Source organism: Pseudomonas sp. GW821-FHT03C07 (genome assembly GCF_059420925.1).
In genome coordinates this window covers 395,784-420,669 of sequence record NZ_JBWKUQ010000004.1, presented here as the reverse complement: position 1 = coordinate 420,669, position 24,886 = coordinate 395,784, and the positions used below count along the sequence as shown (strand labels likewise).

The window sequence follows — 24,886 nt, the reverse complement described above, 5'->3', positions numbered from 1 at the left end:
AACGGCAGATTTGTGATCTACCCCCTGTAGGAGCAAGCTTGCTCGCGATGGCGGTGTGTCAGGCAACATCAATATCGACCGGCAGTACGCTATCGCGAGCAAGCTCGCTCCTACAGGGTTTGGTGTTTACCTGGCAGACCACTTTTCAAAGAGCCCAGCAGCCCCTCCAGAAACCGCTCCCCGGCCTCCATCTGGCTGATCTCGATAAATTCGTCCGGCTTGTGCGCCTGTTCGATCGAGCCCGGCCCGCACACCACCACCGGGACATCCAGACGTTGCTTGAACAACCCGCCTTCGGTGCCAAAGGAAACCTTGGTGGTACCGGTGTCCGGCGCGGCAAAATTCTTCAAAAAACGCACCGCTTCGACGCTCGGGTGAGTGTCAAGACCGGGATAGGCGTTAAGGGTTTCGATTTCAATGTCGGCAACGCTCGACAGGCGTTTGGCTTCACGCACGATCACTTGCGCCCGCTCGCGCATCTGCTCCAGGAACTGATCCAGATCGTCGGCGGGCAGGTTGCGCACTTCGAAATCGAGGGTACAGAGGTTCGGCACGATATTCAGCGCCTTGCCGCCGACGATCTGCCCGACATGCACGGTGCTGTAAGGTACATCGTAGTCCGTATCCCGGGCTCCCTGCTCTTGCAGCAACTGCTGGCTCTGGCGCAGCGCCGCGATGAAATCGCACGCCACGTGAATGGCATTAACCGAACGCGGCGCCAGCGACGAATGCGCCTCCTGGCCCCGACAGTAGGCACGATACGAGCCCTTGCCCTTGTGTCCGAGCACGAACTGCATATTGGTCGGCTCACCGATCAGACACAGGAAAGGCCGCACCGGCGCCAGGTGCAACACGTCCAGCAAGCGTCGCACGCCGACGCAACCGATCTCTTCATCATGGGACAGTGCCAGTTGCAAGGGTCGATTCAACTCATGATCGGCCGCGTCGAGCATCGCGTCGATGGCCAGGGCGACAAAGCCCTTCATGTCGCAACTGCCACGACCATAAATCCGCCCGTCCCGCAGCGTCGCCTGAAACGCCGGGAAGGTCCAGGCCTGCCCCACCGCAGGCACCACGTCGGTGTGCCCGGACAGCAGAATCCCCGGTAGCTCCCGAGGGCCGGTGCTGGCGAACAGGTTGGCCTTGCGGCCGCTTGCATCCTTGACGATCAGCGACTCGATGCCCTTGCTCAGCAACAAGTCGCGGACATACTCGATCAAGACCATGTTCGACTCCGAAGACACGGTGTCGAAGGCCATCAGGCGTTTGAGAATATCCAATACACGGGGTTTCATGAGGCCTTGCTCCGTTGCTCGGCTGAAAGGGCGAACCGGCGGATGGAGAACGGCTCAATCGAAGTGCTGGTGCTGCCGGTGCTGATCAGTTCGGCCATCACATCGCCGACGCCCGGCCCGAGCTGGAAACCGTGACCACAGAAGCCGAAGGCATAGAACAACCCGTCGACGGCGCCGCTCGGACCGATGACCGGCAGAGAGTCCGGCGTATAGCTCTCGATGCCGCTCCAGACCCGGATGATGTTCAGCTTCTCGGCCCCCGGCAGCAGGCGGCGCATCTGCCGCATCTGGATAAGCAGGCTTTCCGGCTTGAAGTAGGCCCGCCGGTTGAGCATGTCCGGTTTGCAACGACTGCCGCCGCCGATGATGATGTTGCCGCGGGGGATCTGCCGGAAGTAAATCACTTCTTCGGGAATCTTGGTGTACACACCGATCACCGTCGGCAGGGCGTAGGGCACCGGCTCGGTCACCGACATCTGCGGACCATTGGCTTCCAGCGGCACCGCTTCGCCGAACTGTTCGGACAGCTTGGCGGCCCAGGCGCCTGCGGTGATCAGCAGTTGCTGGGCGACGAACCGTTGGCCATCGGCGGTTGTGACATGGAATTCATCCTGGACTTTCTGCACCTCGGCGACCTCGGTGCGCTCTTCGATCCGCGCGCCGAGGCGCCGGGCCGCCCGGGCAAAGGCCGGCGCCGCCAGGCGCGGGTTGGCATGTCCGTCGTGGGGGGCGTAGGAGCCGCCCTTCACATCCGGCCCAAGGAACGGGAAACGCTGGCGCAGGTCGGCGCCGCGGTAGATCTTCAAGTCCAGTTGCGCGGCCTCCGGGGCCGCGGCATAGGCCTCAAGCTCGGCGATCTCATCCTCGCGGTAACACACGCGCAGGTGGCCGCTGGCGATGAATTCCAGATCGTCGTCGATCAGCTCCGGCAGGCGTTTCCACAACGCCCAGGAACGGTTGGCCAATGCCAGTTGCCCAAGGTAACGCCCCTGGCGCCGCACGTTGCCGAAGTTCACGCCGCTGGCATACTGACCGATCTGGTCACGCTCCAACAGGGTGACCGAGTGCCCACGCTGGCGCAGGAAAAACGCCGACGTCGAGCCCATGATGCCGCCGCCGATAATCAGGACATCGCTTTTTTGCGGTTTCATGAACGTTCCTCGATAATCATCATCGGCAAGGGCTTGACCGGGGCTTGACTGCGTTGCCGACCGACCTGTTGCACACTGACGCCAGCGGCCGCGGCAATCACTTCGGCCCCAGCCTGGGAGCAGTAACGCCCTTGGCAACGGCCCATGCCAACCCGGCTGAACGCCTTGGCCCGGTTGACCTCACAAGCACCTTTGTCGCGGACCACGGCCCGCAACTGGCCGGCGCTGATCATTTCACAACGGCAGACAATCGCGGTGTCCGGCAAGGCCTCGGCTTGCGCCGCCGGCCAGGGAAACGCCTGGGCCAAGCCCAAACGAAACCGATCCATCAGCGCCAGGGCCTGACGTTGTTCGTCGCGCAACCCGGCATCCACCGGCTGCTGCAGATCCTCCAGCAGCGCCATGGCCACCAGGCGGCCGGCATGTTCGGCGGCATCCGCGCCACGAATTTTCGAACCATCACCGGCCGCATAGATCCCGCCAACCGAGGTTCGGCCCGCTTCATCGACGGCCAGCCACCATTGGCTGGATGCCTCGTCGAACCGCAGTTGGCACCCGGCCAGATCCGCCAGTTGGGTCTCCGGTCGCAGGTGATAACCCAGGGCCAGCGCATCGCAATCTACTGACAAGGTCTCGCCTTTGCCCGTACGCACCCGCACACCACTGACACCGCTGGCGGCGTCACCCAGCACTTGCAACGGTTGAACCCCCAGGTGCAGCGCAATCTTCGCCCGATACAACTGAGCCAACAGTTTCATGCCGCTGAACAACAAACCCGGGCGCGCCAGAAGCTTCGGCAAGGCCAGCAGACGTTGGCGCAGCGGTGAGGTGTCGAGCACCGCCGCCACATTCGCACCGGCTTTAAGGTATTGGCTGGCGACCAGATAGAGCAACGGACCGCTGCCCAAGAACACGACGCGGTGGCCGATGGAAACGGCCTGGGCCTTGAGCGCGATCTGCGCCCCGCCAAGGCTGTAAGTACCCGCCAACTGCCAGCCTTCAATCGGCATCAAACGGTCAGTGGCTCCGGTGCACAGGATCAGCGCGTCGTACTCCACCATCGAGTGGTGGCCCTGGCTGACGCAGTGCAGTTGCCCCGGCGTGAGGTTCCACACCAAGGTCTCCGGACGGTAGTCGATGCGCTCGCGCAAGCGCTCGAAGCTTTGGTGCAGGTCCCGGGCCTTGCTGGCTTCGCTGCCATACAGCGTGGCGTAATCGCGGGTAAAGCCTTCCGGCTGACGCCGGTAGATCTGCCCACCATCGCGGCGATTTTCATCGATCAGGGTCGGCTTGAAACCGGCGGCCAACAGCGTTTCGGCACAGCGAATACCGGCCGGCCCGGCGCCGACGATGACTATCCGTGCAGTGGCCATATTGCCTCCGGTTGGGTGGTGACAATATCCAGCCCTTCGCGGACTTCGTTGGAACAAGCACGCAGGCGTTCGCCACTGCGGGTCCAGACCCAACAATCCTGACAAGCGCCCATCAGGCAGAATCCGGCGCGACACCCCGGATCGAACTCCGACTGACGCAGCGCAGTGCCCTGGGTCAGCAATGCGACCATCAGCGTGTCGCCGCGCATAGCCTCGATGGGTGTGCCGTCCACCTTCAGTTTGACGGTCGCCCGGCCCTGCTCGGCCAACCTTACAAAACGCCCCTTCATGCATAGGCTCCCTGAGTCATGATGTTCAAATCCAGCTGAGTCTTGAGCAACTCGGCGCTGTCGTGATGGCAAAGGATTTCACTACCGCCGTCGATGATCCGACGATTCGGCGCTGTGTGATTGCACAGGCCGTCGACCCGTACCGGGCAGCGATTGAGGAACGTGCACAGTTCCGGCACGTTGGCCTTCGCGCCAATGGGCGGCAGTTTGCCGCAGGTGGTGCCGCAGTTCTCCAGCCAGCCCTGTCGCAGTTCCGGCACCGAATGGATCAACAGATCGGTGTACGGATGGAACGGTGCCTGGGCAAATGACTGTCGGCTGCCAGCCTGGACCTTGTGACCGCTGTACATCACCACGATGTCGTCGCACAGCGCCCGCACGGTGGAAATATCGTGGCTGATGAACAGATACGAAACCCCCAGCTCCTGACGCAGGTCGCGCAGCAGTTCGAGAATCGCCGCGCCGACCACCGTGTCGAGTGCCGAGGTCACCTCGTCGCACAAAATCAGGTCCGGCTTGGCCGCCAGCGCCCGGGCCAGGTTGATCCGTTGCTTTTGCCCGCCGGACAGTTCATCGGGACGCCGTTCGGCCATGGTTCGCGGCAGGCGTACCAGGTCCAGCAGTTCGCCGATACGCTCGCGCAATGCGGCCCCCTTGAGACCGAAATACATTTTCAGCGGACGACTCAGAATGGTGCTGACGCTGTGCATCGGGTTGAGTGCCGTGTCGGCGTTCTGGAAGACCATTTGAATGCGCCGGAACTGCTCTGGGCTGCGTTCGCACAGACTCCCGCCCAGAGGCTGACCATCAAACGTCAGCCTCCCCAACGCGGGAGTCAGCAACCCGGCCACCACCCGCGCCAGGGTCGACTTGCCGGAACCCGACTCGCCGATCACACCGATGGCCTGCCCTCTGCGCACCGTCAGGTCGATGTCTTCCAGCACACGGATCAATGGCATGCCTTGCGTGTTGTTGTTGCCGTAGCCGGCCGTCAAGCCTTTGATGGTCAACAGCGGCTGGTCTTCGGCGATACCGCTGGGCGGACGGATTGTCGCATCCGGCCGCGCCGCCGCCAGCAGGCTGCGGGTGTACTCATGGGCCGGGCCCTTGAGCAGCGGCGCGGTAGCGCTCTGCTCGAAGACCTGGCCGCCGTTGAGCACCACAATCTGGTCGGCCATCTGCGCCACCACGGCGAGGTCGTGGGAGACGTAGACCGCTGTTGCCCCACGCTCGCGGACCACGCGTTTGAAGGCGCGCAGCACGTCGATCTGGGTGGTCACGTCGAGGGCGGTGGTCGGCTCGTCGAGCACCACCAGCAACGGATCGCTGATCAACGCCATGGCCGCCATCACCCGTTGCAATTGCCCGCCTGACACCTGGTGCGGGTAGCGCTGGCCGATGTGCTCCGGGTCCGGCAGCGCCAGGTCGCGAAACAACTCGATAGCCTTGGCCTCCAGCACGGCCCGGCCGCCAAGGCCATGAATCAAGGCGCCCTCCACCACTTGCTCGATCAGCTTCTTCGCCGGGTTGAACGCCGCTGCCGCGCTTTGCGCGATATACGACACTCGATTGCCACGCAGACCTTGCAGTTCGCGCTCGCTCAACGCCAGCATGTCGTGCTCGCCGACCTGCACCACACCGCCCGACAACCGGCAGCCGCGCCGGGCATACCCGAGCAGCGCCAGGGCGATGGTGGTCTTGCCGGAGCCGGACTCACCGATCAACGCCAACACTTCGCCTTTTTCCAGGGAGAAGCTCACGCCCTTGACGATTTCCACCTCGCCGCGCTCGCCACAGGCGACTACGCGCAGGTCTTCGACTCGAATCAATTCACTCATTTCAATGACCTCCCGTACGGCGACTACGTCGGGACGACAGTCTGTCGATAAACAGATTCACGCCAATGGTCAGGGTGCCGATGGCCAGGGCCGGAATCACGATGGCCGGCGCGCCCTGGTTGAGGCCGCCGATGTTTTCCCGCACCAGGGATCCGAGGTCTGCATCCGGCGGTTGCACACCCAGCCCCAGGAAGCTCATGCCACTGAGCAACAACACGATGTAACCGAAACGCAGCCCCAGGTCGGTCAGCACCGGGTTGAGCATGTTCGGCAGGATTTCCACGCAAGCGATGTACAGTCGACGCTCGCCACGGGTACGGGCGACCTGCACGTACTCCAACGCTTCAATGTTCACCGCCATGCTGCGGGCGATGCGGAAGGCGCCGGGACAGAAACTCAGCACCGCGGTGCAGATCAGCAACGTGACCGAGGAGCCGAACGCCGACACCATGATCAGCGCCAGCATCTTGCTCGGGATCGAGATAAAGGCGTCCATCAAGCGACTGATCACTTCGTCCAGCCACTTGGGCGACACCACCGACAGCAACGCGCAACCGGTGCCCAGGCCACTGGCCAATACCGCGGCAATCAACGCCAGGCCGACAGTGAAACGCGCGCCGACCAGAACACGGCTGAGCATGTCGCGGCCCAGGTAGTCGGTGCCGAACGGGTAAACAGCGCTGATGCTGTCAAAGACATTATCGGAGACCACTTCACCCACCGGGTGCGGCGCCAGCCACGGGCCGAAAATCGCCACCAGCAACCAGATAACGCACATCGCGGCGCCAATCAAACCCAGCCAGGCCGGACCATGAGACACCTTGCCAGCCGACAGGTCGGGGGTACCCGGCGTCGATTTAACAATGAAATTGTTCATTGGTTTCTCAGCCTCGGATTGGACAGAATCGCGCACAGATCGGCAATCAGCACCAACCCCAGGTACGCCGTACAAAACAGCATGGTGCAGGCCTGGACCAGCGCCATGTCACGGTTGGTCACGGCATCGACCATCAGGCTGGCGATGCCGGGGTAGTTGAAAATCGTCTCGACAATCACCACCCCGCCCAACAGATAGGACAGGCTCAGGGCGATGGCATTGGCAATCGGCCCGATGGCATTGGGCAAGGCATGCCACAGCACAATGCGCATCGGACTCACGCCTTTGAGCCGGGCCATTTCCACATAAGGACTATCCAGTTGATCGATCACCGCGGCTCGGGTCATGCGTGCCATTTGCGCGACGATCACGCAGCACAGCGTCATCACCGGCAAGGCGTAAGTGCGCAGGAATTGCAGGGGTGAGGTGATGTCACTGGCATAGGACAGTGCCGACAGCCAGCCCAGGTTCACCGCGAAAATCAGCACCGCCAGGGTCGCCACCAGAAACTCCGGCACGGCCACCATCGCCAGGGTGACAAAGCTGAGGGCGCTGTCGATGCGGCCGCCCCGGCCCATGGCCGAACCGATGCCCAGAACCAGGGCCACCGGCACGGACACCAGCGCCGTGGCGGCCGCCAGCATCAAGGTGTTGGGAACCCGCCCGGCCATCAAGTCGCTGACCGGCATGGCGTTGGAAACGGACTGCCCCATGTCGCCGCTGAGCAGGCTTATCAACCAGTGCAGGTAACGCAACACACCCGGCTGATCCAGCCCCAGTTTCAGGCGCAAGGCCGCCACCTGTTCCGGCGTGGCAAACTGCCCCAGCGCCTGTTGCGCCGCGTCTCCCGGCAGTACCGCCGTGATGGCGAACACCACCATGGAGACGATCAACAAGGTCACGATCGCGGCGCCCAGACGCCGGCCGATCAGCCACAGTGTGTTGCTATTCATCGCCCTCTCCTCCTGCAATGCAACGCGGGCAAAACCCCGGGGCAGCCCATCAAGCGTCCAGCCAAACCTGCTCGGCGAACATGTAGCCCATGAAACCGCCCAACGGGTTACTGCCATAGCCTTTGACACGCTGGTCGACGGCATCGATGTTGCTGATGAACACCGGAATGCCGATACCGCAGTGGTCGTGCGCCAGGGTCTGCATGTCGGCGTACATCTTGCTGCGCTTGGCATCGTCGGTTTCAGCGCGGGCGAGCATCAGCAACTGGTCGAACTGCTCGTTCTTCCAGGCGGATTCGTTCCACGGCGCGCTCGACTGGAAGAACTGCGAAAACATCACGTCAGCGTTCGGCCGCGGGTTGATGTTGCCGAAGCTCAACGGGTGTTTCATCCAGTGGTTGGACCAGTAGCCATCACTCGGCAGACGGTTGACGTCGAGCTTGAGTCCGGCCTGTTTCGCCGATTGCTGCAACAGTACGGCGATGTCCACCGAACCGGTCGCCGCCGGCGAGGCCACCAGCGGCATGCTGATGCTGTCCATGCCGGCCTTCTTCAACAGAAACTTGGCTTTTTCCGGGTCGTAGACGGTCTGCGGCAGGTCAGCGTTGTAGTAGCGCGAACCGGGGGCAATCGGATGGTCGTTACCGACCACTGCAAAGCCACGGAACACGGCGGATTTGATCTGCTCGCGGTCCATCAGGTACTTCATCGCCTGGGTGAATTCCGCGCTTTTGCCGGGCATCTGGTCCTGGCGGATGATCAAGTCAGTGTAGTTGCCCGACGGCGCATCCACGACACGGTGGGTGGCGCTGGCCTTGATTCGCGTGGTGGATCGCGGGTTGACCTCGTTGATCATGTGCACGTCACCCGACAGCAGCGCGTTGACCCGCGACGGCTCGTCGGCAATGGCGATGAACTCGATCTCGTCCAGGTAAGGCAGGCCCGGTTTCCAGTAGCCGGTATTGCGCGCCGCCACCGAACGTACGCCCGGTTTGAACTCCTTGACCTTGAACGGCCCGGTACCAATGCCTTGATTGAAGTCGGTGGTGCCCTCCGGAACGATCAGCAGGTGCGACACCGCCAGGATCGACGGCAGCTCGGCGTTGGGCGCGCTCAGACGGATCTGTACTTCATTGGCCCCGGTGGCCTTGATCTCGGCGAACTGTTCCATCAGCGGCATGACCTTGGAGCCGGTCAACGGATCCTTGTGCCGCGACAGCGAGAACACCACGTCGGCGGCACTCAGGGTTTTGCCGTTATGGAAGGTCACGTCCTTGCGCAGGGTGATGGTCCACAGCGTGGCATCGACGTTGTCGATGCGTTCTGCCAGCTCCAGTTGCGGCACCAGATGGCTGTCGAAACGGGTCAGGCCGTTGTAGAACATATAGTGGCGCGCGTAGTCGGTGGACAGCGCCCCCTTGGCCGGGTCCAGGGTATCGGCGGTGGAACTGGACATACCGGCGACGCGAATCCGACCGCCCGGCTTACCTTTGCCGGGGCTCGCGGCGTCATCGGCAAACAGCTTGCCGGCGGCGCTGAACAGGCTGCCGGTGCCGACGGCGGCCACCCCGGCCACACCGAGCATCTGCAAGGCACTGCGGCGCGACATGCCGCGATTGAGGCCTTCGAATACCCTCAGGCTTTCCTGGCCGGAGATGAGGTTGGAGTCGATCTTTTTGTCAGTCATTTAAGCTGTACCTGTCGATAATGAGAAGGCTCATGCTCGCGGTTGTCCGGAGCGTCTTGAAACGCAAACGACGGTGACGCCACAACTTCAACTCAATGCAAATAGTCCTGGAGCCGGTAATAAGCACCTACCAGCGGCAGGAACCAGGGTTTGCCGAAATGCCCGGGAATCGCCGGCCAGTCGAGTTCGCGCCAGGGATTGGCCTCGACCTTGCCGGCCATCACCTCGGCCATGACCTGGCCCATGTGCACCGACATCTGCACCCCATGGCCGCTGTAGCCCATGGAGTGATAAACCCCGCCATGCTGGCCGGCACGCGGCAGCCGGTCGGACGTCATATCGACCAACCCGCCCCAGCAGTAGTCGATCTTGACGTTGGCCAACGACGGGAACATCTGCACCATCGCGGCTCGCAACACCTTGCCGCTCTTGGCATCGGAGACACTGTCGGACATCGCAAACCGCGCACGGCCGCCAAACAGCAGGCGGTTGTCCGGGGTCAGGCGGAAGTAGTTACCGATCATGCGACTGGTCACATACGCTCGCCGACCGGGCAGCAACTGCTCGATCAGGGCCTGGGGCAGGACCTCGGTGGCGATCACGAAACTGCCCACCGGCACGATCCGCCGCCGATACCAGCCCAACCCGCCGTGCTGACAGGCGCCAGTCGCCAGCAGCACTTGCCCGGCGTGCAGCGAGCCCTTGGCGGTGTTGACCTGATAGCCGCCGGCCCGGGCGTTCCAATCCGTCACCGGCGTGTCCTGATAGACCAACGCACCATGGCGTACGGCGGCCTCGGCCAGACCGACACCAAAGCGCCCGACATGCATCTGCACGCCGTTGCGCTGCAGCAAGCCACCGTGGAACTGGGCCGAGTCGACTTCAGCGCGAATCTGCTCGGCAGACAGCAGCTCGACATCGGCATCGACTTCCCGACGAATCAGCTCACAGGTCCGTGCCAGGCCCTCGTAATGCATCGGCTTGGCGGCCAACTTGAGCTTGCCGTTACGCTTGAGGTCGCAGGCAATCTGCTCCTGCTCCACCAGCGCAACCACGCTTTGCACGGCACTCTCGTAGGCTTTGTAATAGGCCCGCGCCCGGTCGGCCCCGAGACTGGCGCTCAGGCTCGCGTAATCCTGGGCCACGCCGGTATTGCACTGACCACCGTTGCGACCCGAGGCTTCACCGATCACCCGAGCGGCTTCCAGCACCACCACACTGGCGCCCTGCAAGGCCAGCGCCCGAGCCGCCGCCAGGCCGGTGAAACCGCCACCGATAATGGCCACGTCGACCTGCCCGGGCAACGCGCCGAGCTGTGCACCGGTAAACGCCGGTGCGGTGTCGAGCCAGTAGGATTCACTGCCCATGTCTGATCCGCCTATGCCAAAACCGCCTGTGCCAAAAAGAATGCCGTTACGACTCAGAGACCGACCAGCGCGGCCAGCCCACCGATGTCGCTGATCTGCTGGTAGCCGTAGAAGGCATTGGCCGGCACTTCGTGGCCACGGGCGACGAAGGCCTTGTTCCTGATCTTCATGTCGTGGGCCGGCATCAGGTCGTAGCGGAAGCTCGACGACACATGCAAGATGTCCTCCGGGCCGCAGTTGAGGTGGTCGAGCATGTACTCGAACGCCGCCAGACGCGGCTTGTAGGCCTGTGCCTGTTCGGCGGTAAAGACTTTATGAAACGGTGCGCCGAGCTTGTCGACGTTGGACATGATCTGGCTGTCGCTGGCGTTGGAGAAAATCACCAGGGGGATTTTATCGGCGATTTTCGACAGGCCGGCCGGTACATCCGGGTGCGGACCCCAGGTCGGCACCGCGTCGTAATACAGCTGACCTTCGTCCCGGTATTCGATGCCCCAACGCTTGCAGGTCCGCGCCAGGGCGGTCTTGAGGATTTCGTCATACGGCATCCAGTCACCCATGACCTGGTCCAGACGATAGGCGGAGAAGTCCTTGACGAACTGATCCATCTGCTCGGGCACGACACGATCGGCGAACAGCTCGCGAGTCATCGTTCCCATGTGGAAATTGGTCAGCGTACCGTAGCAGTCGAACGTAATGAATTTGGGACGAAGAAAGCTCATTGAGTGCGGTCCTGAAGTTCGTTGAGGTCATGGCGTGACAAGCATTCGCTCCGTTTCAGGAGCCGTGGTGCAACGCTGCAGCACACCGTCATTACAACACCGTGAAATCAGCAGATGGCGTTAAAAGTGACCTCTGCTCGATACAAACCACCGTTTTAGCGCCTCCCCTCAGCAGACTTTGCGGGCCGCTCCAGCCTTGGGCAAACCCCGTATTTATGCGCGCTTATGGACCTTTATAGCCCTATGAAGCTTCAATGCGCACTGAACCACCGCAGAACCTGCGCCGAGCCGAACGAAAACGGGCGCCTCCCTGGGGAAGCGCCCGTTCAAGGGTGCATTTGAGCGTTTTTGAGGCGAGCCGATTAGCCGGCAATCCACGGAGCACTCCACAAAATGGACGGCGAGTTGTAAACCCAGGCCTGCATCGTAGAAAAAAAGCGCAAGCATTTGCTGCCGACCTTGCGCGGCAATTAAGTAGTAAGTGTGGTCTGTGAGCCTTGGGCGTTCGCAATCTGCCGAATGTTCCAGCCCCCCTTGTCAGGCCTTCACGCAGATGGGATACAGGCACCCTCGCGCCGTGATTCCGGGCGCTCGTGCACACGGCTTAACGGAGACTCGCCATGTCCGCCCCGCAACCAACTGCTTATGTCTATCGGCCGATGACGGCTGCCGATCTGCCCTCGGCCCATGCCTTGTCCGTGCAACTGAAGTGGCCCCATCGCCTGGATGACTGGGCCATGTTGCAACGCGTCAGCGACGGCTTCGTGGTCCTGGATGGCGAGCGTCTGATCGGCACGGCATTCGCCTGTCCGCAAGGCGAGTTCGCCACCATCGGCCTGGTGATCGTCAGCGACGACTACCAGGGCCAGGGTATCGGTCGTCAGTTGATGGAGCGGATGCTCAACGCCTGTCAGTCACGCACCCCGATGCTGAACGCCACCTTGGCCGGCGCGCCGCTTTACACAAGTCAGGGCTTTATCGAGTTCGGCCGGATTCAGCAGCATCAAGGTCAAGCCCATGCGCCCGCCCCCGAGCCGTTGGCCGATGGTGAAGTGTGTCGCCCGCTGCACGAGGCCGACCGGACTCGTCAACTGGCTCTGGCCAACGCAGCCAGCGGGCTGGAGCGCAAAACCGTACTCATGGACCTACAGGATGTGGTCGAGCATTCAGTGGGTATCGAGCGCGACGGCCAGTTGCACGCTTTCGCCCTGCTACGCCCATTTGGTCGTGGTCGTTGCATCGGCCCGGTAGTCGCAGAAAATCCCGAACAAGCCAAACACCTGATCGCCGCGTTACTGGCCCAAGTGCCGGACGCATTCGTACGCATCGACATTCCAGCGGACAGTGGCTTGAGCGAGTGGCTGGTATCGGCCGGTCTCAAGCAGGTCGACACCGTGGCACAAATGGCGCGGGGCACACCGCCGCAAGCAGCCGATGGCTTCCGACAGTTCGCACTGGTCACCCAAGCCATTGGTTGAGCACCGCGCACGAAGAAGAAGTGCCATCCAATCCCCTCAAAGGCCCATTCCCAGGGAGCGTCACCCACATGTCTCAAGCTACTGTTCTGCTCTTGGCTCGCGCCGACGGCAGCCGTGTCACCACGTCTTTCAATGCGACCCGCTTGAGCGCCGCCGATCCATTCGGGGAACATCGTCAGGTTGCCTATACCGGGACCGACGGTATCTGCGCGGGGATTGTGAGCACTGGCCAGGCACTCGATATCGATGTGTTCCCGCACACTGAAATGATCGTGGTCCACGCCGGCAACGTCGTGCTGCAATCCCAAGGCCAGACGCTGAAACTGGGTATCGGCGCGAGCGCCGTGATCGGACGCGGTACAACACTCCGGCTCCTGGCACAGCCCGATACTCGCTGGGCATTCTGTGCCGTCATCGACCCCACGGCCGAACCGACACCAGGACTGACAGCGCTGGACCCGCAAGCGCTGCTCTCCCCCTCGGCCGCCCCGGAACCGCACATACTGATCGGGCCCACCCCGCAGTGTCGGTCAGCTAATGCCTTCGAAGACGCCAGCAGCGACCTGCGCGTCGGCGTCTGGGACTCGACACCTTACGAACGCCAGGGTCGAGCGCACAAACTCAATGAGCTGATGCACCTGATTGAAGGCAGCGTCATCCTGCTGGGACCCGAAGGTACACGCCTGACGGTCAACACCGGTGACACGGTGCTCGTACCACAAGGCGCGTCATGCGCCTGGAAAAGCACCGGCTACGTGCGCAAGTTCTACGCGGTGAAATAAACCCGTGGCGCAACGCCGATTCCGCTGCGCCTGGCCAGCCCCTTACAAAGTGACCACGCGCCGCTGGACAAACCGATCCACATACTCATCCGCCGGCGCATGCAAAATCTCCTTCGGCGTGCCGACCTGGATCAACTTGCCATCCTTGAGAATCGCGATGCGATTGCCGATCCGTACCGCTTCATCCAGGTCATGGGTGATAAACACGATGGTCTTGTGCAGCGTCTTCTGCAGCTCCAGCAACTGATCCTGCATCTCGGCGCGGATCAGCGGATCAAGGGCGCTGAAGGCTTCATCCATCAGGATGATGTCGGTGTCCGCCGCCAAGGCCCGGGCCAACCCCACACGCTGGCGCATACCGCCCGACAGCTGGTGTGGGTACTTGTCCTCGTAACCCTTCAGGCCCACGGTATTGATCCAGTGCAAGGCGCGCTCGGCGCAGACTTCCTTGCTTTCGCCACGGACCTTGAGAGCGTAGGCGACGTTTTCCTGCACGCTCTTGTGGGGCAACAGGCCAAAGCTCTGGAACACCATGCTGATCTTGTGCCGACGAAACTCGCGCAACGCCTCCATGTCGTACTGGAGGATGTCCACGCCATCCACCAGGATCGCGCCGCTGGTCGGGTCGATCAGGCGGTTGAAATGCCGCACCAGGGTCGACTTGCCGGACCCCGACAGCCCCATGATCACGAAGATCTCGCCGGTACCAACGCTCAGTGACAGGTCGTTGACCCCGATCACGCAGCTGGTTTCGGCCAGGACCTGATCCTTGGTCTTGCCCTGGCGAATCAGGTTCAGTGCATCTTCAGTGCGGGCACCATAGATCTTGAAGACGTTCTTGACTTCGATCTTGTTCATCGGTGTCATGCTCATTTGCTCACCTCATGCCGTGACCGACCATAGGCCTGGGTGATGCGGTCGATCACCACCGCGAGAATCACGATCGCCAGGCCGGCTTCCAGGCCGCGTCCGACGTTGAGGGTTTGAATCCCAACCAGCACGTCTTCGCCCAAGCCACGGGCACCGATCATCGAGGCAACCACCACCATCGACAGCGCCATCATGGTGGTCTGGTTGATCCCGGCCATGATGCTCGGCAGGGCCAGCGGCAGTTGCACGCCGAACAGTTGCTGCCAGCGGTTGGCGCCAAAGGCGTTGATCGCTTCCATCACCTCGCCGTCGACCTGGCGAATGCCCAGGTCGGTCAGACGGATCAACGGCGGCGCCGCGTAGATCACCGTGGCGAAGATCGCCGGGACCTTGCCCAGGCCGAACAGCATCAGCACCGGAATCAGGTACACGAAGCTGGGCATGGTCTGCATGATGTCCAGCAGCGGCATCAGCACCGAACGCAGGCGATTGCTGCGCGCCGAAAGAATGCCCAGCGGAATCCCGATCAGCACCGAGATCAGGGTCGCCACCAGCATCAGCGCCAGGGTCTGCATCAGCTTGTCCCACAGGCCGACCGCGCCGACCAGGAACAACAGGCCGACGATCACCAGGGTGGTCACCCACTTGCGAGTGGCGTGCCAGGCGATACCGCCGACAATAGCCAGCATCAGCCACCAGGGCGCCAGACGCAGCAGGCCTTCCAGATTGACGATGGCCCATAGCAGGGTGTCGGAGATCTGGCGGAACACATCACCGTAATGGGTCACCAGTGCATCGACCCAACTGTTGACCCAGTCGGCGATGGAAAATGTGAAACGCTCGGGAAACATTGGAACCCTCGATCAAGTGGTTGTAGGGTCCGAGCGAAAACGAGCCGAGCGGCGATCAGCCAGTTTTTAACGCTGCATGATCGTCGCGCAGGCCGTTTACGCCGGCGCCAGCGAACTTCCCGGCCAGCCTCTCGGATAGCCGGGAGGTCGTCGACCTACAGAGCCGCGTTGATTTTCTTCGCAGCGTCAGCGCTGACCCAGGCCTGCCAGACCTCAGGGTGCTCCTTGAAGAAGATCCTCGCCAGTTTGGGAGAGTCGATATGCTCCTTGGTCATCCGGGCCAGGTTCTGGTTCAGCAGGTCGATCGGCAGATTGACCTTCTCCAGCACCGCGACCAGTTCTGGCGCCTGCTCATGGAAAGCCTTGGAAAGCCCCACCTGGATACTGATCTTTTTGTCGATACCCGGCTTCTCTTCCAGCTTGACCAGATCGACTTGCCCCATCAACGGCGTCGGCGACCAGTAGTAGAAGAGGATCGGCTCGCCACGCTTGTAGCTCGACAGTACGGCGGCATCCAGTGCCGGGCCGGTACCCGGACGGAAATTCGTGTAGCTCGCTTCGAGCCCGTAACTTTTCAGCATCTCGCTATTTTCCAGCTCGCAGGTCCAGCCGGCCGGGCAGTTATAGAAACGGCCCTTGCTCGGCTCCTCCGGATCCTTGAACAGTCCGGCGTAGCGGCTCAGATCGGCGATGTTCTTCAGCTCGGGGGCCTTGGACTTGAGGTTGCGCTTGGCATCGCCTTCGACCACATAACGCGGCACGTACCAACCTTCGGTGGCGCCAACGATCGGGGCGCCGACACCCAGGACCTTGCCGCTTTTCGCCGCTTTGTTCCAGACGTCGCTGCGACCGACCCATTCTTCGGCCAGGACTTGAATATCGTTGCTGCTCAGGGCGTTTTCCATGGTGATGGAGTTACCCGGCAAGGTGTCGATTGCACAGCCATAACCGTCCTTGAGCACGATCTGCAGCACCTCGGTGAGCAACATGCCGCTCTCCCAATTGAGCCCGGCGAATTTCACCGGTTTACCCGACTCGCACCAACTGGCGGCCTGGCTCGCAGCACTACCGGCCAACAGGCCGAGGGAAATCAGTGTGGCGGTAAGGTTTTTTTTGATTTTCACAAGCGCACGCTCCAACACAGTGAACAAGGTTATGGCAGTGCAAGTGTTCGCCACCTCAGTGGCGAACGGCTGTCATCAAGGTGAAGCTCAAACTCCTTGATGTATCGTCGGGAACCAATCTTCGCGCAGTCTCTGACCGGTCTGCATCGCATGCCCTGGATACGGTGGAGAGGTCCGTCCTGGACGCTCGAAGTAACGTATATCGTCGCCCAACCAGCGCAGCGACAGCACCCGTCGGCGCTGCGCCGAGGCATTGCCCCTGGCGCCATGCACGGTGCGAAAATCGAACAACACCGCATCGCCGGGCTGCATCTCCCACTCGAGGACCTGCAGGCCCTCTTCCTTATCTGGATCGGGCGCATCGCGGTATCCGTCCGCATCCCGGTAAAAATCGCTTTGATCGGCCCAGTGGACGGGTTTTATCCCTTTCTCCCAACGGTGTGAGCCGGCAAGCAGACGCAGTGTCGACTCGCGTACCGGGTCCACGGGGATCCAGAAACTGACGCTCTGCTGTCCTTCGACAAAGTAATAGGGGATGTCTTGATGCCAGGGCGTGGCTTTCTGCGCCCCCGGTTCCTTGACCAGCACATGATCATGGAAGAACTGCGCCGAACGCGAACGCATGACGGCCGCGGCAACGGCGGCGGCAGGTGACTGTTCCACCGTTGCACGAAACTCTGGAATCCGCTGCCAGTTGCAATAGTCATCAAAAAAACCGCCCGGCTTGTCATCCTTCTCCACGTAGCGGCTGGCATAAACGCCTGGCTCCGTCAGGTTGCGCTCAATACCGGCGGCAATCGTCTCGATCCAATCAGTGAAAATACCGCGTAGACAAATCGCTCCATCGCGCTGGAACGCCTCGATATCTGTTTCGCCAAGGGTGAATGCGCTGTGTGCCATGACCTGAAACTCCTTGAAGGAGGAAATAAATGTGGGCGCTGGACAAATATTTCACGACACACAACAATGATAAAATAATAAGTATTGATGTATCACCAAAGAAAAACTTATGAAGTTCACCCTACGGCAACTCCGTTACGCGCTCGCCGCGGCCAAGCACAACAATCTCACTCAGGCTGCCGAAGAGTTGCACGTTTCCCAGCCCTCGATCTCCACGGCCATTACCGAACTGGAGGTCCTTTTCGGCCAGCCCCTGTTTGTTCGCCAGCGCGGTCTCGGCGTGTCCCTTACCCCGTTTGGGCGCACGGTGATGACCCAGGCAAAACGCGTCCTGGCCGAAGCGCGGAGCTTTTCGGATATCGGGAGCGATAGCAGTGACTTTGCCGGGGAACTGGTGCTGGGTTGTTACGCGGACCTGGCTCCGTACTGCCTGCCGCAGATCCTGAGACACCTCCAGCGCGACTATCCCCGGGTCACCGTCGATATGCGCGAAGGCGGCTTCGAATATCTGGGCAAGCGCCTTGCCGAAGGCGCCCTGGAGTTGGCGCTGACGTACGACCTCGGGTTGCCGGCCAACATGGAATGCGTGGAGCTGTGCCAGTTGACCGCCCATGCCCTGCTGCCGGCCGATCACCCGCTGGCGAACGAGCCTCGTGTCAGTCTGGCGGCACTGAGCGAATGCAACCTGGTGGTGACGGATCAGATCCATAGCTGGCAGCACGTGCTGGATCTATTCAGCTTCCACGGTCTCGCCCCCGCAAGCGTACAACGGACCCACAGCTTCGAATTTCAACGCAGCCTGGTGGCCAACGGGTTCGGTGTGGCGCTGACCTATACCCGCCCCTATGGCGACCGTAGCTACGATGGTCAGCCCCTGGTCTGTCGCCCCATACGCGAAGAGCTACCGGCCCAGCGCATCGTCCTGGCCTATGATCAGCGCTACCCTTTAACGCCACCTGCCGAGGCGTTCAAGATGCAAGCGCTGGCCTGGTTCGCGGAACGACTACCGTTTGCGTCAAATTGACGATTGCGCGGGGCGCATCCAGCGCTGCTCGTGCGGGTAAAACCCGGACGAGCCATGGGTTCAATGCCGGGTCTTGCGCTCCAGTAAGCGCACCCCCAGCGAGAGCGGATAACACAGCGCAAAATAAATCGCCCCCACGAGGATGTAGATCTCCAGCGGCATGAAGTACACGCTACTCAAGTCCTGAGCCCGCAGCATCAAATCCGGCGCCGCGATCAGCGATGCCACGGACGTGTCCTTCAACAACGAGATCGCCACGTTGCCGATGGGCGCCAGCACGATACGAATGGCCTGGGGCAACACGACCCAGCGCAACACCTTGAGATGAGGCATACCAATCGCCTTCGCCGCTTCCACCTGCCCCTTGGGCACCGCCTCCAGACCCGAACGGTAAATCTCCGACAGATAAGCCGCCGCATTCAGCCCCAGGCCGATCATGGCCGCCTGGAAAGAGCTGAATTGAACGCCGACTTCGGTCAGGCTGAAGTAGACGATGAACAGTTGCACCAGCGCCGGGGTGCCGCGAAACACCTCGATGTAGATCAGCGCCGCACGGCGCAATGGCCGATTGCCCGAGAGTCGCGCCAGCGCCACCAGCAGCCCGACGATCAAACCAATGACCAGCGCGCCGAACGCCAACTGCAGCGTGGCCCAGGCCGCAGCCAATAACTCGACATGGGTTGCTTCCCACAACTCGCCATAACCCATATCAATTCTCCTTCACGACTTTGAGTCGCCGTTCGGTCCGCGCCGCCCAGTGGGAAAGCACCAGGCTCAACACCAGGTAGATGATCGCCAGCAGAAAGTAGATCTGATTGGTCTGGTAGGTTTCACTGACCAGCATCCGTGCCTTGAACGTCAGCTCCGGCACCGCCGCCGCCGATGCCAGGGACGTGTCCTTGAGCAGGCCGATGGCGAAGTTGGCCATCCCCGGAATGGCCACCTTGAACGCCTGGGGCAACACGATGATGCGCATCGCCAGGGAGCGGGTCATACCGATGGAAAACGCCGCCTCGCTTTGCCCGCGGTCGATCGTGCGGATGCTTGAACGGAACACTTCCGACAGGATCGCCGCACCGTTCAGACCAAAGCCGATGATTGCCGCACCGATCGCCGGCAGCGTGATGCCGATATACGTCAGCCCGAAGTAGAGGATGAACAGCTGGGTCAGGATCGGTATGTTGCGAAACACCTCCAGATACACGCTCGCAATCAAACTCAACACACGGCTGCGCGAGAGCCGCATCAACGCCAGGCAAAACCCCAGCAACGTCGCCACGACGAACGCAGCGGTAGTCAAGCCAACAGTGGTCAGCGCGCCGATGCCCAGCACATTCAAAAAGTACGGCAGCATCTCGATGGCTTTGTGCAGTGCAGTCGAATCGAACATCGATCAGTGCTCCTGCACGGCACGGATAAAGGAACGGGTGCGTTCGACCTGGCTCTCACGAAAGATCTGTCGGGGCGGCCCCTGCTCGACAATGTTACCGTCGGCCATGAAGATCACCTGATCGGAGACACTTTCGGCGAAATGCATTTCGTGAGTCACGATAATCATCGTCATGCCCTCCTCCGCCAGCTTGCGCATGACGGTCAGCACTTCACCCACCAGTTCCGGGTCCAGCGCCGAAGTCGCCTCGTCGAACAGCATCAGCTTGGGGCGCATCGCCAGCGCCCGGGCGATAGCGATGCGCTGCTGTTGCCCACCCGAGAGCTGTTCCGGGTAGACGTCACGCTTGGCGAACATGCCCACCTTGTTCAGCAGGTCTTCGGCCAGTTCCACCGCTTCCGCGCGACTGCGCTGTTGCACCTTGAGCGGGCCGAGGATGATGTTTTCCAGTACCGAGAGGTGCGGAAACAGGTTGAAGCGCTGGAACACCATACCGATCTCGGTGCGCATCCGCGCCAGCTCCTTATCACTCATGGGCACTTTCCGTGTGCCCACCAGCCGCTGGCCGATCAGTTCGTTATCGATGTAAATATCACCTTTGGTCGGCTCTTCGAGGTAGTTGACGCAGCGCAGCAAGGTGGTCTTGCCCGACCCGCTGGGTCCGATCAGCGAGATCTTCTGACCCTGCTGTACATCGAGGTCGATACCTTTGAGAACGTCCAGGCTACCGAAGGACTTGTAGAGTCCCTCGATCCGCACCAGTGGGGTTGATTCAGCCATGTGCAATGTCCGTGAGTGGATGAGGCCAAGCGTGATCGCGACGTCGATTCAGGCGAAGGACTGGCTGAAATCCCGCGGCGGGTGTTCGAACGGCCCGATGAGGTTGCCCTTTTCGTCCCGATCCACACCGATGCGCGGATCCTTGGCCGGAGGCGCGAGGTAGTCCGGGTTCTTGATCCCGTACTTGGCGAGGATCGGCTGGATCTGATCGGTACTCTTGAGCCAGCGCAGGCCCTGGTTCACGCCATCGAACAAATCCTGGTTCTGCGGATGAACGCCCCAGATCGCCTCGAACTTGGCGGTCAGGCTGGGGAATTTTTCATCGTAGGACATGGGGATCTGTTTGAGCTTGAGGCTGGGGTCCTGAAGGATCATATAGTCGATGGTCGGAGCATCCAGCACGGCAAAATCCAGGCGCCCGGCCCGCACGTCACGCAGGCAGGAGTCGGTGTTGTCGTAGAGCTTGACCTCTTTCACACCGTCGATTTTCTTCATGTCCGGGATGGTGAAATAGCCAGTAATGGCACCGATGGTGCGACCTTTGACATCGTTCACCGTGATGGACGTCTCGAACGGCTCGCTGTCACGCATGATCACGTAGGCACCGGTGTAGAACACCGGGTCGGTCAATAGCAGGATCTTCGAGCGCATCGGGTTCCAGGCGAAGTTGCCGCCGAACCAGTCGGCACGTCCCGACCTGACGGCTTCGACCACCGCCGGGAAGCCCATGGTCAGTACGTCGAGCTTGAGTTCCAGGCGATCGGCAATGATCTTCAGCAACTCCAGGTCGGTGCCGACCGGAACACCTTCGCGCAACGCGCCCAAGGGCATATCACCGAGGCAGGCCGCCGTCAGGTAGCCAGGGCGCACGGTCTTGATCGGTTTGCCGGCGGCGAAGGCGAAGGACATCGGGCCCATCGCAGTGCCCACCAACGCCGCCAGCGAACCATAGCCAGTGGCTTTGAGCAGCCCACGCCGAGAGAGCCCCTGGGTGTCGAATTTGAAGTCGGACATAGATCACCTATTGGTTAATGATTGTTCTGGACCATTACAAGCCGTACAACTCAGGCGCCGTCCATGGCTCGATCATCCTGGGTCTCATCACCCAAAACACCCGCGATCACTCTCACCACAGCATAGGGCAGCCGTGCCAACCGCCACATTTCGCGACTCAGTCGCGCCGCGCCCCGGCCTCCGGCATACTCTGTGCCGCCCACGAACGAGCTGAACAGCCGGTGGCTGCCGGGACGAGTCCGGTTAGAACGTGTCGATTGCCATGTGCATACCCCGCAGAGCTGGGATGACAGCCATCTTTTTTATTGTGATGCATGACAAGCATTACAACTCACACACTAATCACGGTTTTTTCGCTTGTCAACAGGACTTGTATCAGATAAAAAGCAATACAAATTTGCTTATTGTCTTGCAGCAAGCATGACAAGCAGGGATAAAGCACCATGAGTCAATTCGAACAACTGCTGGACGAACTCAAGGCAAGCGCTGCCTTGCAGCGTGACAAAGCGGAAACCCTTTACGCCCAACTGGCCGACTCACTGGCTGAAGCGATCGGCAACGGCAAGCTCAAGCCGGGCGAGCGCCTGCCGCCGCATCGCGAGTTCGCCAGCGCACTGGGGGTGAACATCACCACGGTGACCAAGGCCATGGCCGTGCTGCAGCAGAAAGGCCTGGTCGAAAGCCGACCGGGGCGCGGCACACAAGTTGCCCTGCCACGGCATCCGGCCGCGCAGTTCCAGTCGGCACCGAGCAACGACCCGGGCACCGTGGACCTCAGCGTCAACCGGCCGGCCACCGATGGTTTCAACCGGGTGCTGGCGCAGTTACTGCCGCGTCTCTCCAGCGACCCGCGCTTTACCGACATGAAGGACTATCACCCGTCCGAAGGCCCGCTCTGGGCCCGTGAAGCCGCGGCGCAGTGGTTGCGCCACACCGGCGTACACGCCGAAGCCGGGCAGATGCTGATCGTCGAGGGGGCCCAACATGGCATCGCCAATACCTTGCGCAGCCTGACCAACAGCGGTGACACCGTGCTGGCTGACAGCGTGACCTATCAAGGCATCAACGCCCTGTGCCGTTCCTTGGGCCTGATTCTGGTCGGGGTCGACGCCGACGCCCGCGGCATGTCACCCGAAGCCTTGCGCCTGGCCTGCGCCGAACATCAACCACGGCTGCTGTTTCTGGTGCCGTCGATCCATAACCCGACCGCCATTACCCTTGATGCCGAGCGCCGCGAGGCACTGGCCGCAGTGATTCGCGAAACCAACCTGCTGGTGATCGAGGACGATGTCTATCGGCCTCTGCTGGATCAATCGCCGCCCTCATTCGCCTCACTGATGCCGGAGCGGACGATTTATATTTCAGCCCTGTCCAAATGCATCGCCCCCGGGTTACGCATGGGGTTTGTCATGGCACCCCAACCGCTGGTGCAAGACATTGCCGCCATGCAACGCATCGATTGCTGGAGCACCTCGCCACTGACGGCACTGATCGCGACTCAGTTGATCGAGGATGGCCACGCCGAACACCTGGTCTCGGAACAACGCGAAGAATTGCGGATCCGCCAAGCACTGCTGGCCACTCATCTTGAAGGCCTGGAATTCCAGCACAGCGCCACCGGTACCCATGCCTGGCTGGTGCTGCCGGAACCCTGGACCGGCTCGCGTTTCGCCCGCCTGTGCCAGGACCGCGGCGTGGTGCTGCTGGCCGGCGGGGCCTTCACCCTGCGTCCGGAACTGTCGCCGCAAGCCGTGCGCATCAATATCTCCGCCGCCCTGTCGCGCGAGCATCTGGTCAAAGCCCTGGGGGTTATCAGCCAACTGGCGCGCCAGGGTCATCTCTACATGCACAACCGGATCTGAGGATATGACACAGCCAGTTCGTTGCGAAATTGCCGTTATCGGTGCGGGGGTTGTCGGGGTTGCGACCGCACTCTGGCTACGCCGCCAGGGTTACCAGGTATTGTTGCTGGAACGCGACGCGGTTGCCTGCGGGGCGTCTTACGGCAATGCCGGCACCCTTGCGCCCTACGGCGTGATGCCCATTGCCCAGCCAGCGTTGCTGAAGGCCATTCCGTCGCTGCTGTTTTCGCCGGACTCACCCTTCGTCATCAACTGGGCCCGCCTGCCCCGGTTGATGCCCTGGCTGTTGCGGTTTCTCAATGAATGTCGGGCCTCGCGCTGTGAAGCCAACACCCTGGCCCTGAGCAAAATACTGCAACACACCTACAGTGGTTATGCGCCGTTGCTGGCTGACTGCCCCGAGGCCGATCAGCACCTGCGTCACAACGGCTGCCTCTATGCCTACGGCACCGCGCAAGGTTTTGCCGGCGCTCAGGCCGCCATCGAGTTACGTCGCTCCCTGGGTATCGCACAGCAGGTACTGAACGCCACAGAGGTCGAACAACTGGAACCGGCGCTGGCGGGTAAATCGGTGGCCGGCATTCTGTTTCCCGAGTCGTCCCATATGGATGACCCGCGCGCCTTCATCGAAGCGCTGGCGGCACCGCTGGTGGCGGAAGGAGCGTTGCACCAGGCAACGATTACTGGCCTGCAAAGGCACAGCGATGGCCTGCATCTGCTCAGCGCCGAAGGCCAGTCTTATCGCGCCGACCGGGTGGTGCTGTGTGGCGGCGCCTGGTCCGCGGCGCTGGCACGCCAGGTCGGCGATCACATTCCGCTGGATACCGAGCGCGGTTATCACATCGAATTTGACCTGCAAGACACCTTGCTCAACCGTCCCTGCTGCCCGGTGGAAAGTGCGTTCTATATGACCCCAATGGCCGGACGGCTGAGGGTAGCGGGCACGGTGGAGCTCGGCTCGATCGAAGACCCGGCCAACCCAAGGCGTTTTGACTATCTGGAACGCCACGTGCGCCAAGTCCTGGGCCTGAGCCAACCGGTCGCGCGCAAATGGCTCGGCTTCCGGCCGTCCTTGCCCGATTCGTTACCGGTCATTGGCCCATCACCGAACGAACCCCGGCTGATTTACGCCTTCGGCCATCAGCACCTGGGTCTGACCCTGGCCGGTGCGACCGGTCAATTGGTCGCCGACTGCATCGCCGGCAAGACGCCCCAATGGCTGGACAGTTTTTCCGTGCAACGTTTCTGAGCCACACCC

General features: G+C 61.6%; 23 protein-coding genes. 5 read left to right on the top strand and 18 right to left on the bottom strand.

Translation table 11 applies throughout. The features are described from left to right. Positions 1–110 precede the first annotated feature (110 nt). The 10 genes from argE to AC07VG_RS11335 all read right to left on the bottom strand — a co-directional run bounded on the left by argE (position 111) and on the right by AC07VG_RS11335 (position 11,553). Positions 111–1,295: an acetylornithine deacetylase gene (gene argE / locus AC07VG_RS11380; RefSeq protein ID WP_495021097.1), complete on the bottom strand. Its 1,185-nt coding sequence runs from the start codon at positions 1,293–1,295 to the stop codon at positions 111–113. Further along, positions 1,292–2,446, bottom strand: coding sequence for an NAD(P)/FAD-dependent oxidoreductase (locus AC07VG_RS11375; RefSeq protein ID WP_495001637.1), 1,155 nt, complete (start codon positions 2,444–2,446; stop codon positions 1,292–1,294). Before AC07VG_RS11375 ends, argE begins: the two co-directional genes overlap by 4 nt. Continuing rightward, positions 2,443–3,819, bottom strand: a complete 1,377-nt coding sequence (locus AC07VG_RS11370) for an FAD/NAD(P)-dependent oxidoreductase (RefSeq protein ID WP_495021096.1) — start codon at positions 3,817–3,819, stop codon at positions 2,443–2,445. Before AC07VG_RS11370 ends, AC07VG_RS11375 begins: the two co-directional genes overlap by 4 nt. Further along, a complete protein-coding gene (locus AC07VG_RS11365) occupies positions 3,801–4,109 on the bottom strand; it encodes a (2Fe-2S)-binding protein (protein WP_495001635.1) in 309 nt (102 codons plus the stop codon). Before AC07VG_RS11365 ends, AC07VG_RS11370 begins: the two co-directional genes overlap by 19 nt. Beyond that, positions 4,106–5,947 (bottom strand): ABC transporter ATP-binding protein, encoded by a 1,842-nt coding sequence (locus AC07VG_RS11360; RefSeq protein ID WP_495021095.1) that lies wholly within the window; start codon positions 5,945–5,947, stop codon positions 4,106–4,108. Before AC07VG_RS11360 ends, AC07VG_RS11365 begins: the two co-directional genes overlap by 4 nt. A 1-nt stretch (position 5,948) precedes the next feature. Further along, positions 5,949–6,824, bottom strand: a complete 876-nt coding sequence (locus AC07VG_RS11355; RefSeq protein WP_495001633.1) for an ABC transporter permease — start codon at positions 6,822–6,824, stop codon at positions 5,949–5,951. Beyond that, on the bottom strand, positions 6,821–7,777 hold the full coding sequence (locus AC07VG_RS11350; protein WP_495001632.1) for an ABC transporter permease: 957 nt from the start codon (positions 7,775–7,777) through the stop codon (positions 6,821–6,823). The genes AC07VG_RS11355 and AC07VG_RS11350 overlap by 4 nt, the downstream gene beginning before the upstream one ends. A gap of 49 nt (positions 7,778–7,826) precedes the next feature. Beyond that, positions 7,827–9,464, bottom strand: a complete 1,638-nt coding sequence (locus tag AC07VG_RS11345; RefSeq protein WP_495001631.1) for an ABC transporter substrate-binding protein — start codon at positions 9,462–9,464, stop codon at positions 7,827–7,829. 92 nt (positions 9,465–9,556) lie between these two features. Further along, positions 9,557–10,831 (bottom strand): NAD(P)/FAD-dependent oxidoreductase, encoded by a 1,275-nt coding sequence (locus tag AC07VG_RS11340; RefSeq protein ID WP_495021094.1) that lies wholly within the window; start codon positions 10,829–10,831, stop codon positions 9,557–9,559. 53 nt (positions 10,832–10,884) lie between these two features. Continuing rightward, complete coding sequence (locus AC07VG_RS11335) at positions 10,885–11,553, bottom strand: haloacid dehalogenase type II (RefSeq protein WP_495001629.1); 669 nt, start codon at positions 11,551–11,553, stop codon at positions 10,885–10,887. Between the two features lie 620 nt (positions 11,554–12,173). Between AC07VG_RS11335 and AC07VG_RS11330 the strand changes: the two genes are divergently transcribed. Further along, the gene (locus tag AC07VG_RS11330; RefSeq protein ID WP_495021093.1) at positions 12,174–13,031 is read left to right on the top strand and encodes a GNAT family N-acetyltransferase; all 858 of its coding nucleotides are present in this window, start codon (positions 12,174–12,176) and stop codon (positions 13,029–13,031) included. Positions 13,032–13,099: 68 nt separating this feature from the next. Beyond that, positions 13,100–13,813: a cupin domain-containing protein gene (locus tag AC07VG_RS11325; protein ID WP_495021092.1), complete on the top strand. Its 714-nt coding sequence runs from the start codon at positions 13,100–13,102 to the stop codon at positions 13,811–13,813. A 42-nt stretch (positions 13,814–13,855) separates the two neighbouring features. On the opposite strand, the gene AC07VG_RS11320 is transcribed toward AC07VG_RS11325, so the two are convergent. The 4 genes from AC07VG_RS11320 to AC07VG_RS11305 all read right to left on the bottom strand — a co-directional run bounded on the left by AC07VG_RS11320 (position 13,856) and on the right by AC07VG_RS11305 (position 17,558). Next, a complete protein-coding gene (locus AC07VG_RS11320) occupies positions 13,856–14,686 on the bottom strand; it encodes a quaternary amine ABC transporter ATP-binding protein (protein WP_495001626.1) in 831 nt (276 codons plus the stop codon). After that, the gene (locus AC07VG_RS11315; RefSeq protein WP_495001625.1) at positions 14,683–15,534 is read right to left on the bottom strand and encodes an ABC transporter permease; all 852 of its coding nucleotides are present in this window, start codon (positions 15,532–15,534) and stop codon (positions 14,683–14,685) included. The genes AC07VG_RS11320 and AC07VG_RS11315 overlap by 4 nt, the downstream gene beginning before the upstream one ends. 155 nt (positions 15,535–15,689) lie before the next feature. Further along, complete coding sequence (locus AC07VG_RS11310) at positions 15,690–16,658, bottom strand: ABC transporter substrate-binding protein (RefSeq protein WP_495001624.1); 969 nt, start codon at positions 16,656–16,658, stop codon at positions 15,690–15,692. An 87-nt stretch (positions 16,659–16,745) separates the two neighbouring features. Beyond that, positions 16,746–17,558 (bottom strand): phytanoyl-CoA dioxygenase family protein, encoded by an 813-nt coding sequence (locus AC07VG_RS11305; RefSeq protein ID WP_495001623.1) that lies wholly within the window; start codon positions 17,556–17,558, stop codon positions 16,746–16,748. Positions 17,559–17,667: 109 nt separating this feature from the next. Here AC07VG_RS11305 and AC07VG_RS11300 point away from each other — a divergent pair, with 109 nt between their 5' ends. Next, positions 17,668–18,582: a LysR family transcriptional regulator gene (locus AC07VG_RS11300; protein WP_495001622.1), complete on the top strand. Its 915-nt coding sequence runs from the start codon at positions 17,668–17,670 to the stop codon at positions 18,580–18,582. Between the two features lie 60 nt (positions 18,583–18,642). Here AC07VG_RS11300 and AC07VG_RS11295 read toward each other — a convergent pair whose 3' ends face one another. Genes AC07VG_RS11295 through AC07VG_RS11280 form a run of 4 tightly spaced genes read right to left on the bottom strand, consistent with a single transcriptional unit; the run spans position 18,643 to position 21,766 of the window. After that, positions 18,643–19,290 (bottom strand): amino acid ABC transporter permease, encoded by a 648-nt coding sequence (locus AC07VG_RS11295; protein ID WP_495001621.1) that lies wholly within the window; start codon positions 19,288–19,290, stop codon positions 18,643–18,645. A gap of 1 nt (position 19,291) precedes the next feature. Further along, a complete protein-coding gene (locus AC07VG_RS11290) occupies positions 19,292–19,972 on the bottom strand; it encodes an amino acid ABC transporter permease (RefSeq protein WP_495001620.1) in 681 nt (226 codons plus the stop codon). Positions 19,973–19,975: 3 nt separating this feature from the next. Next, the gene (locus AC07VG_RS11285; protein ID WP_495001619.1) at positions 19,976–20,752 is read right to left on the bottom strand and encodes an amino acid ABC transporter ATP-binding protein; all 777 of its coding nucleotides are present in this window, start codon (positions 20,750–20,752) and stop codon (positions 19,976–19,978) included. Between the two features lie 48 nt (positions 20,753–20,800). Continuing rightward, positions 20,801–21,766: an ABC transporter substrate-binding protein gene (locus AC07VG_RS11280; RefSeq protein WP_495021091.1), complete on the bottom strand. Its 966-nt coding sequence runs from the start codon at positions 21,764–21,766 to the stop codon at positions 20,801–20,803. 443 nt (positions 21,767–22,209) lie between these two features. Between AC07VG_RS11280 and AC07VG_RS11275 the strand changes: the two genes are divergently transcribed. Next, positions 22,210–23,628, top strand: coding sequence for an aminotransferase-like domain-containing protein (locus AC07VG_RS11275; protein WP_495001617.1), 1,419 nt, complete (start codon positions 22,210–22,212; stop codon positions 23,626–23,628). A 4-nt stretch (positions 23,629–23,632) separates the two neighbouring features. Next, on the top strand, positions 23,633–24,877 hold the full coding sequence (locus AC07VG_RS11270) for an NAD(P)/FAD-dependent oxidoreductase (protein ID WP_495001616.1): 1,245 nt from the start codon (positions 23,633–23,635) through the stop codon (positions 24,875–24,877). Positions 24,878–24,886 lie beyond the last annotated feature (9 nt).

Bases quoted from the DNA above. Each gene is read 5' to 3' on its own strand.
- AC07VG_RS11365 (WP_495001635.1), bottom strand. From the start codon at position 4,109: ATGAAGGGGCGTTTTGTAAGGTTGGCCGAGCAGGGCCGGGCGACCGTC.
- AC07VG_RS11270 (WP_495001616.1), top strand. From the start codon at position 23,633: ATGACACAGCCAGTTCGTTGCGAAATTGCCGTTATCGGTGCGGGGGTT.
- AC07VG_RS11315 (WP_495001625.1), bottom strand. From the start codon at position 15,534: ATGTTTCCCGAGCGTTTCACATTTTCCATCGCCGACTGGGTCAACAGT.
- AC07VG_RS11285 (WP_495001619.1), bottom strand. From the start codon at position 20,752: ATGGCTGAATCAACCCCACTGGTGCGGATCGAGGGACTCTACAAGTCC.
- AC07VG_RS11360 (WP_495021095.1), bottom strand. From the start codon at position 5,947: ATGAGTGAATTGATTCGAGTCGAAGACCTGCGCGTAGTCGCCTGTGGC.
- AC07VG_RS11295 (WP_495001621.1), bottom strand. From the start codon at position 19,290: ATGGGTTATGGCGAGTTGTGGGAAGCAACCCATGTCGAGTTATTGGCT.
- AC07VG_RS11320 (WP_495001626.1), bottom strand. From the start codon at position 14,686: ATGAGCATGACACCGATGAACAAGATCGAAGTCAAGAACGTCTTCAAG.
- AC07VG_RS11325 (WP_495021092.1), top strand. From the start codon at position 13,100: ATGTCTCAAGCTACTGTTCTGCTCTTGGCTCGCGCCGACGGCAGCCGT.
- AC07VG_RS11305 (WP_495001623.1), bottom strand. From the start codon at position 17,558: ATGGCACACAGCGCATTCACCCTTGGCGAAACAGATATCGAGGCGTTC.
- argE (WP_495021097.1), bottom strand. From the start codon at position 1,295: ATGAAACCCCGTGTATTGGATATTCTCAAACGCCTGATGGCCTTCGAC.
- AC07VG_RS11350 (WP_495001632.1), bottom strand. From the start codon at position 7,777: ATGAATAGCAACACACTGTGGCTGATCGGCCGGCGTCTGGGCGCCGCG.
- AC07VG_RS11370 (WP_495021096.1), bottom strand. From the start codon at position 3,819: ATGGCCACTGCACGGATAGTCATCGTCGGCGCCGGGCCGGCCGGTATT.
- AC07VG_RS11345 (WP_495001631.1), bottom strand. From the start codon at position 9,464: ATGACTGACAAAAAGATCGACTCCAACCTCATCTCCGGCCAGGAAAGC.
- AC07VG_RS11375 (WP_495001637.1), bottom strand. From the start codon at position 2,446: ATGAAACCGCAAAAAAGCGATGTCCTGATTATCGGCGGCGGCATCATG.
- AC07VG_RS11355 (WP_495001633.1), bottom strand. From the start codon at position 6,824: ATGAACAATTTCATTGTTAAATCGACGCCGGGTACCCCCGACCTGTCG.
- AC07VG_RS11280 (WP_495021091.1), bottom strand. From the start codon at position 21,766: ATGTCCGACTTCAAATTCGACACCCAGGGGCTCTCTCGGCGTGGGCTG.
- AC07VG_RS11335 (WP_495001629.1), bottom strand. From the start codon at position 11,553: ATGAGCTTTCTTCGTCCCAAATTCATTACGTTCGACTGCTACGGTACG.
- AC07VG_RS11330 (WP_495021093.1), top strand. From the start codon at position 12,174: ATGTCCGCCCCGCAACCAACTGCTTATGTCTATCGGCCGATGACGGCT.
- AC07VG_RS11290 (WP_495001620.1), bottom strand. From the start codon at position 19,972: ATGTTCGATTCGACTGCACTGCACAAAGCCATCGAGATGCTGCCGTAC.
- AC07VG_RS11340 (WP_495021094.1), bottom strand. From the start codon at position 10,831: ATGGGCAGTGAATCCTACTGGCTCGACACCGCACCGGCGTTTACCGGT.
- AC07VG_RS11275 (WP_495001617.1), top strand. From the start codon at position 22,210: ATGAGTCAATTCGAACAACTGCTGGACGAACTCAAGGCAAGCGCTGCC.
- AC07VG_RS11300 (WP_495001622.1), top strand. From the start codon at position 17,668: ATGAAGTTCACCCTACGGCAACTCCGTTACGCGCTCGCCGCGGCCAAG.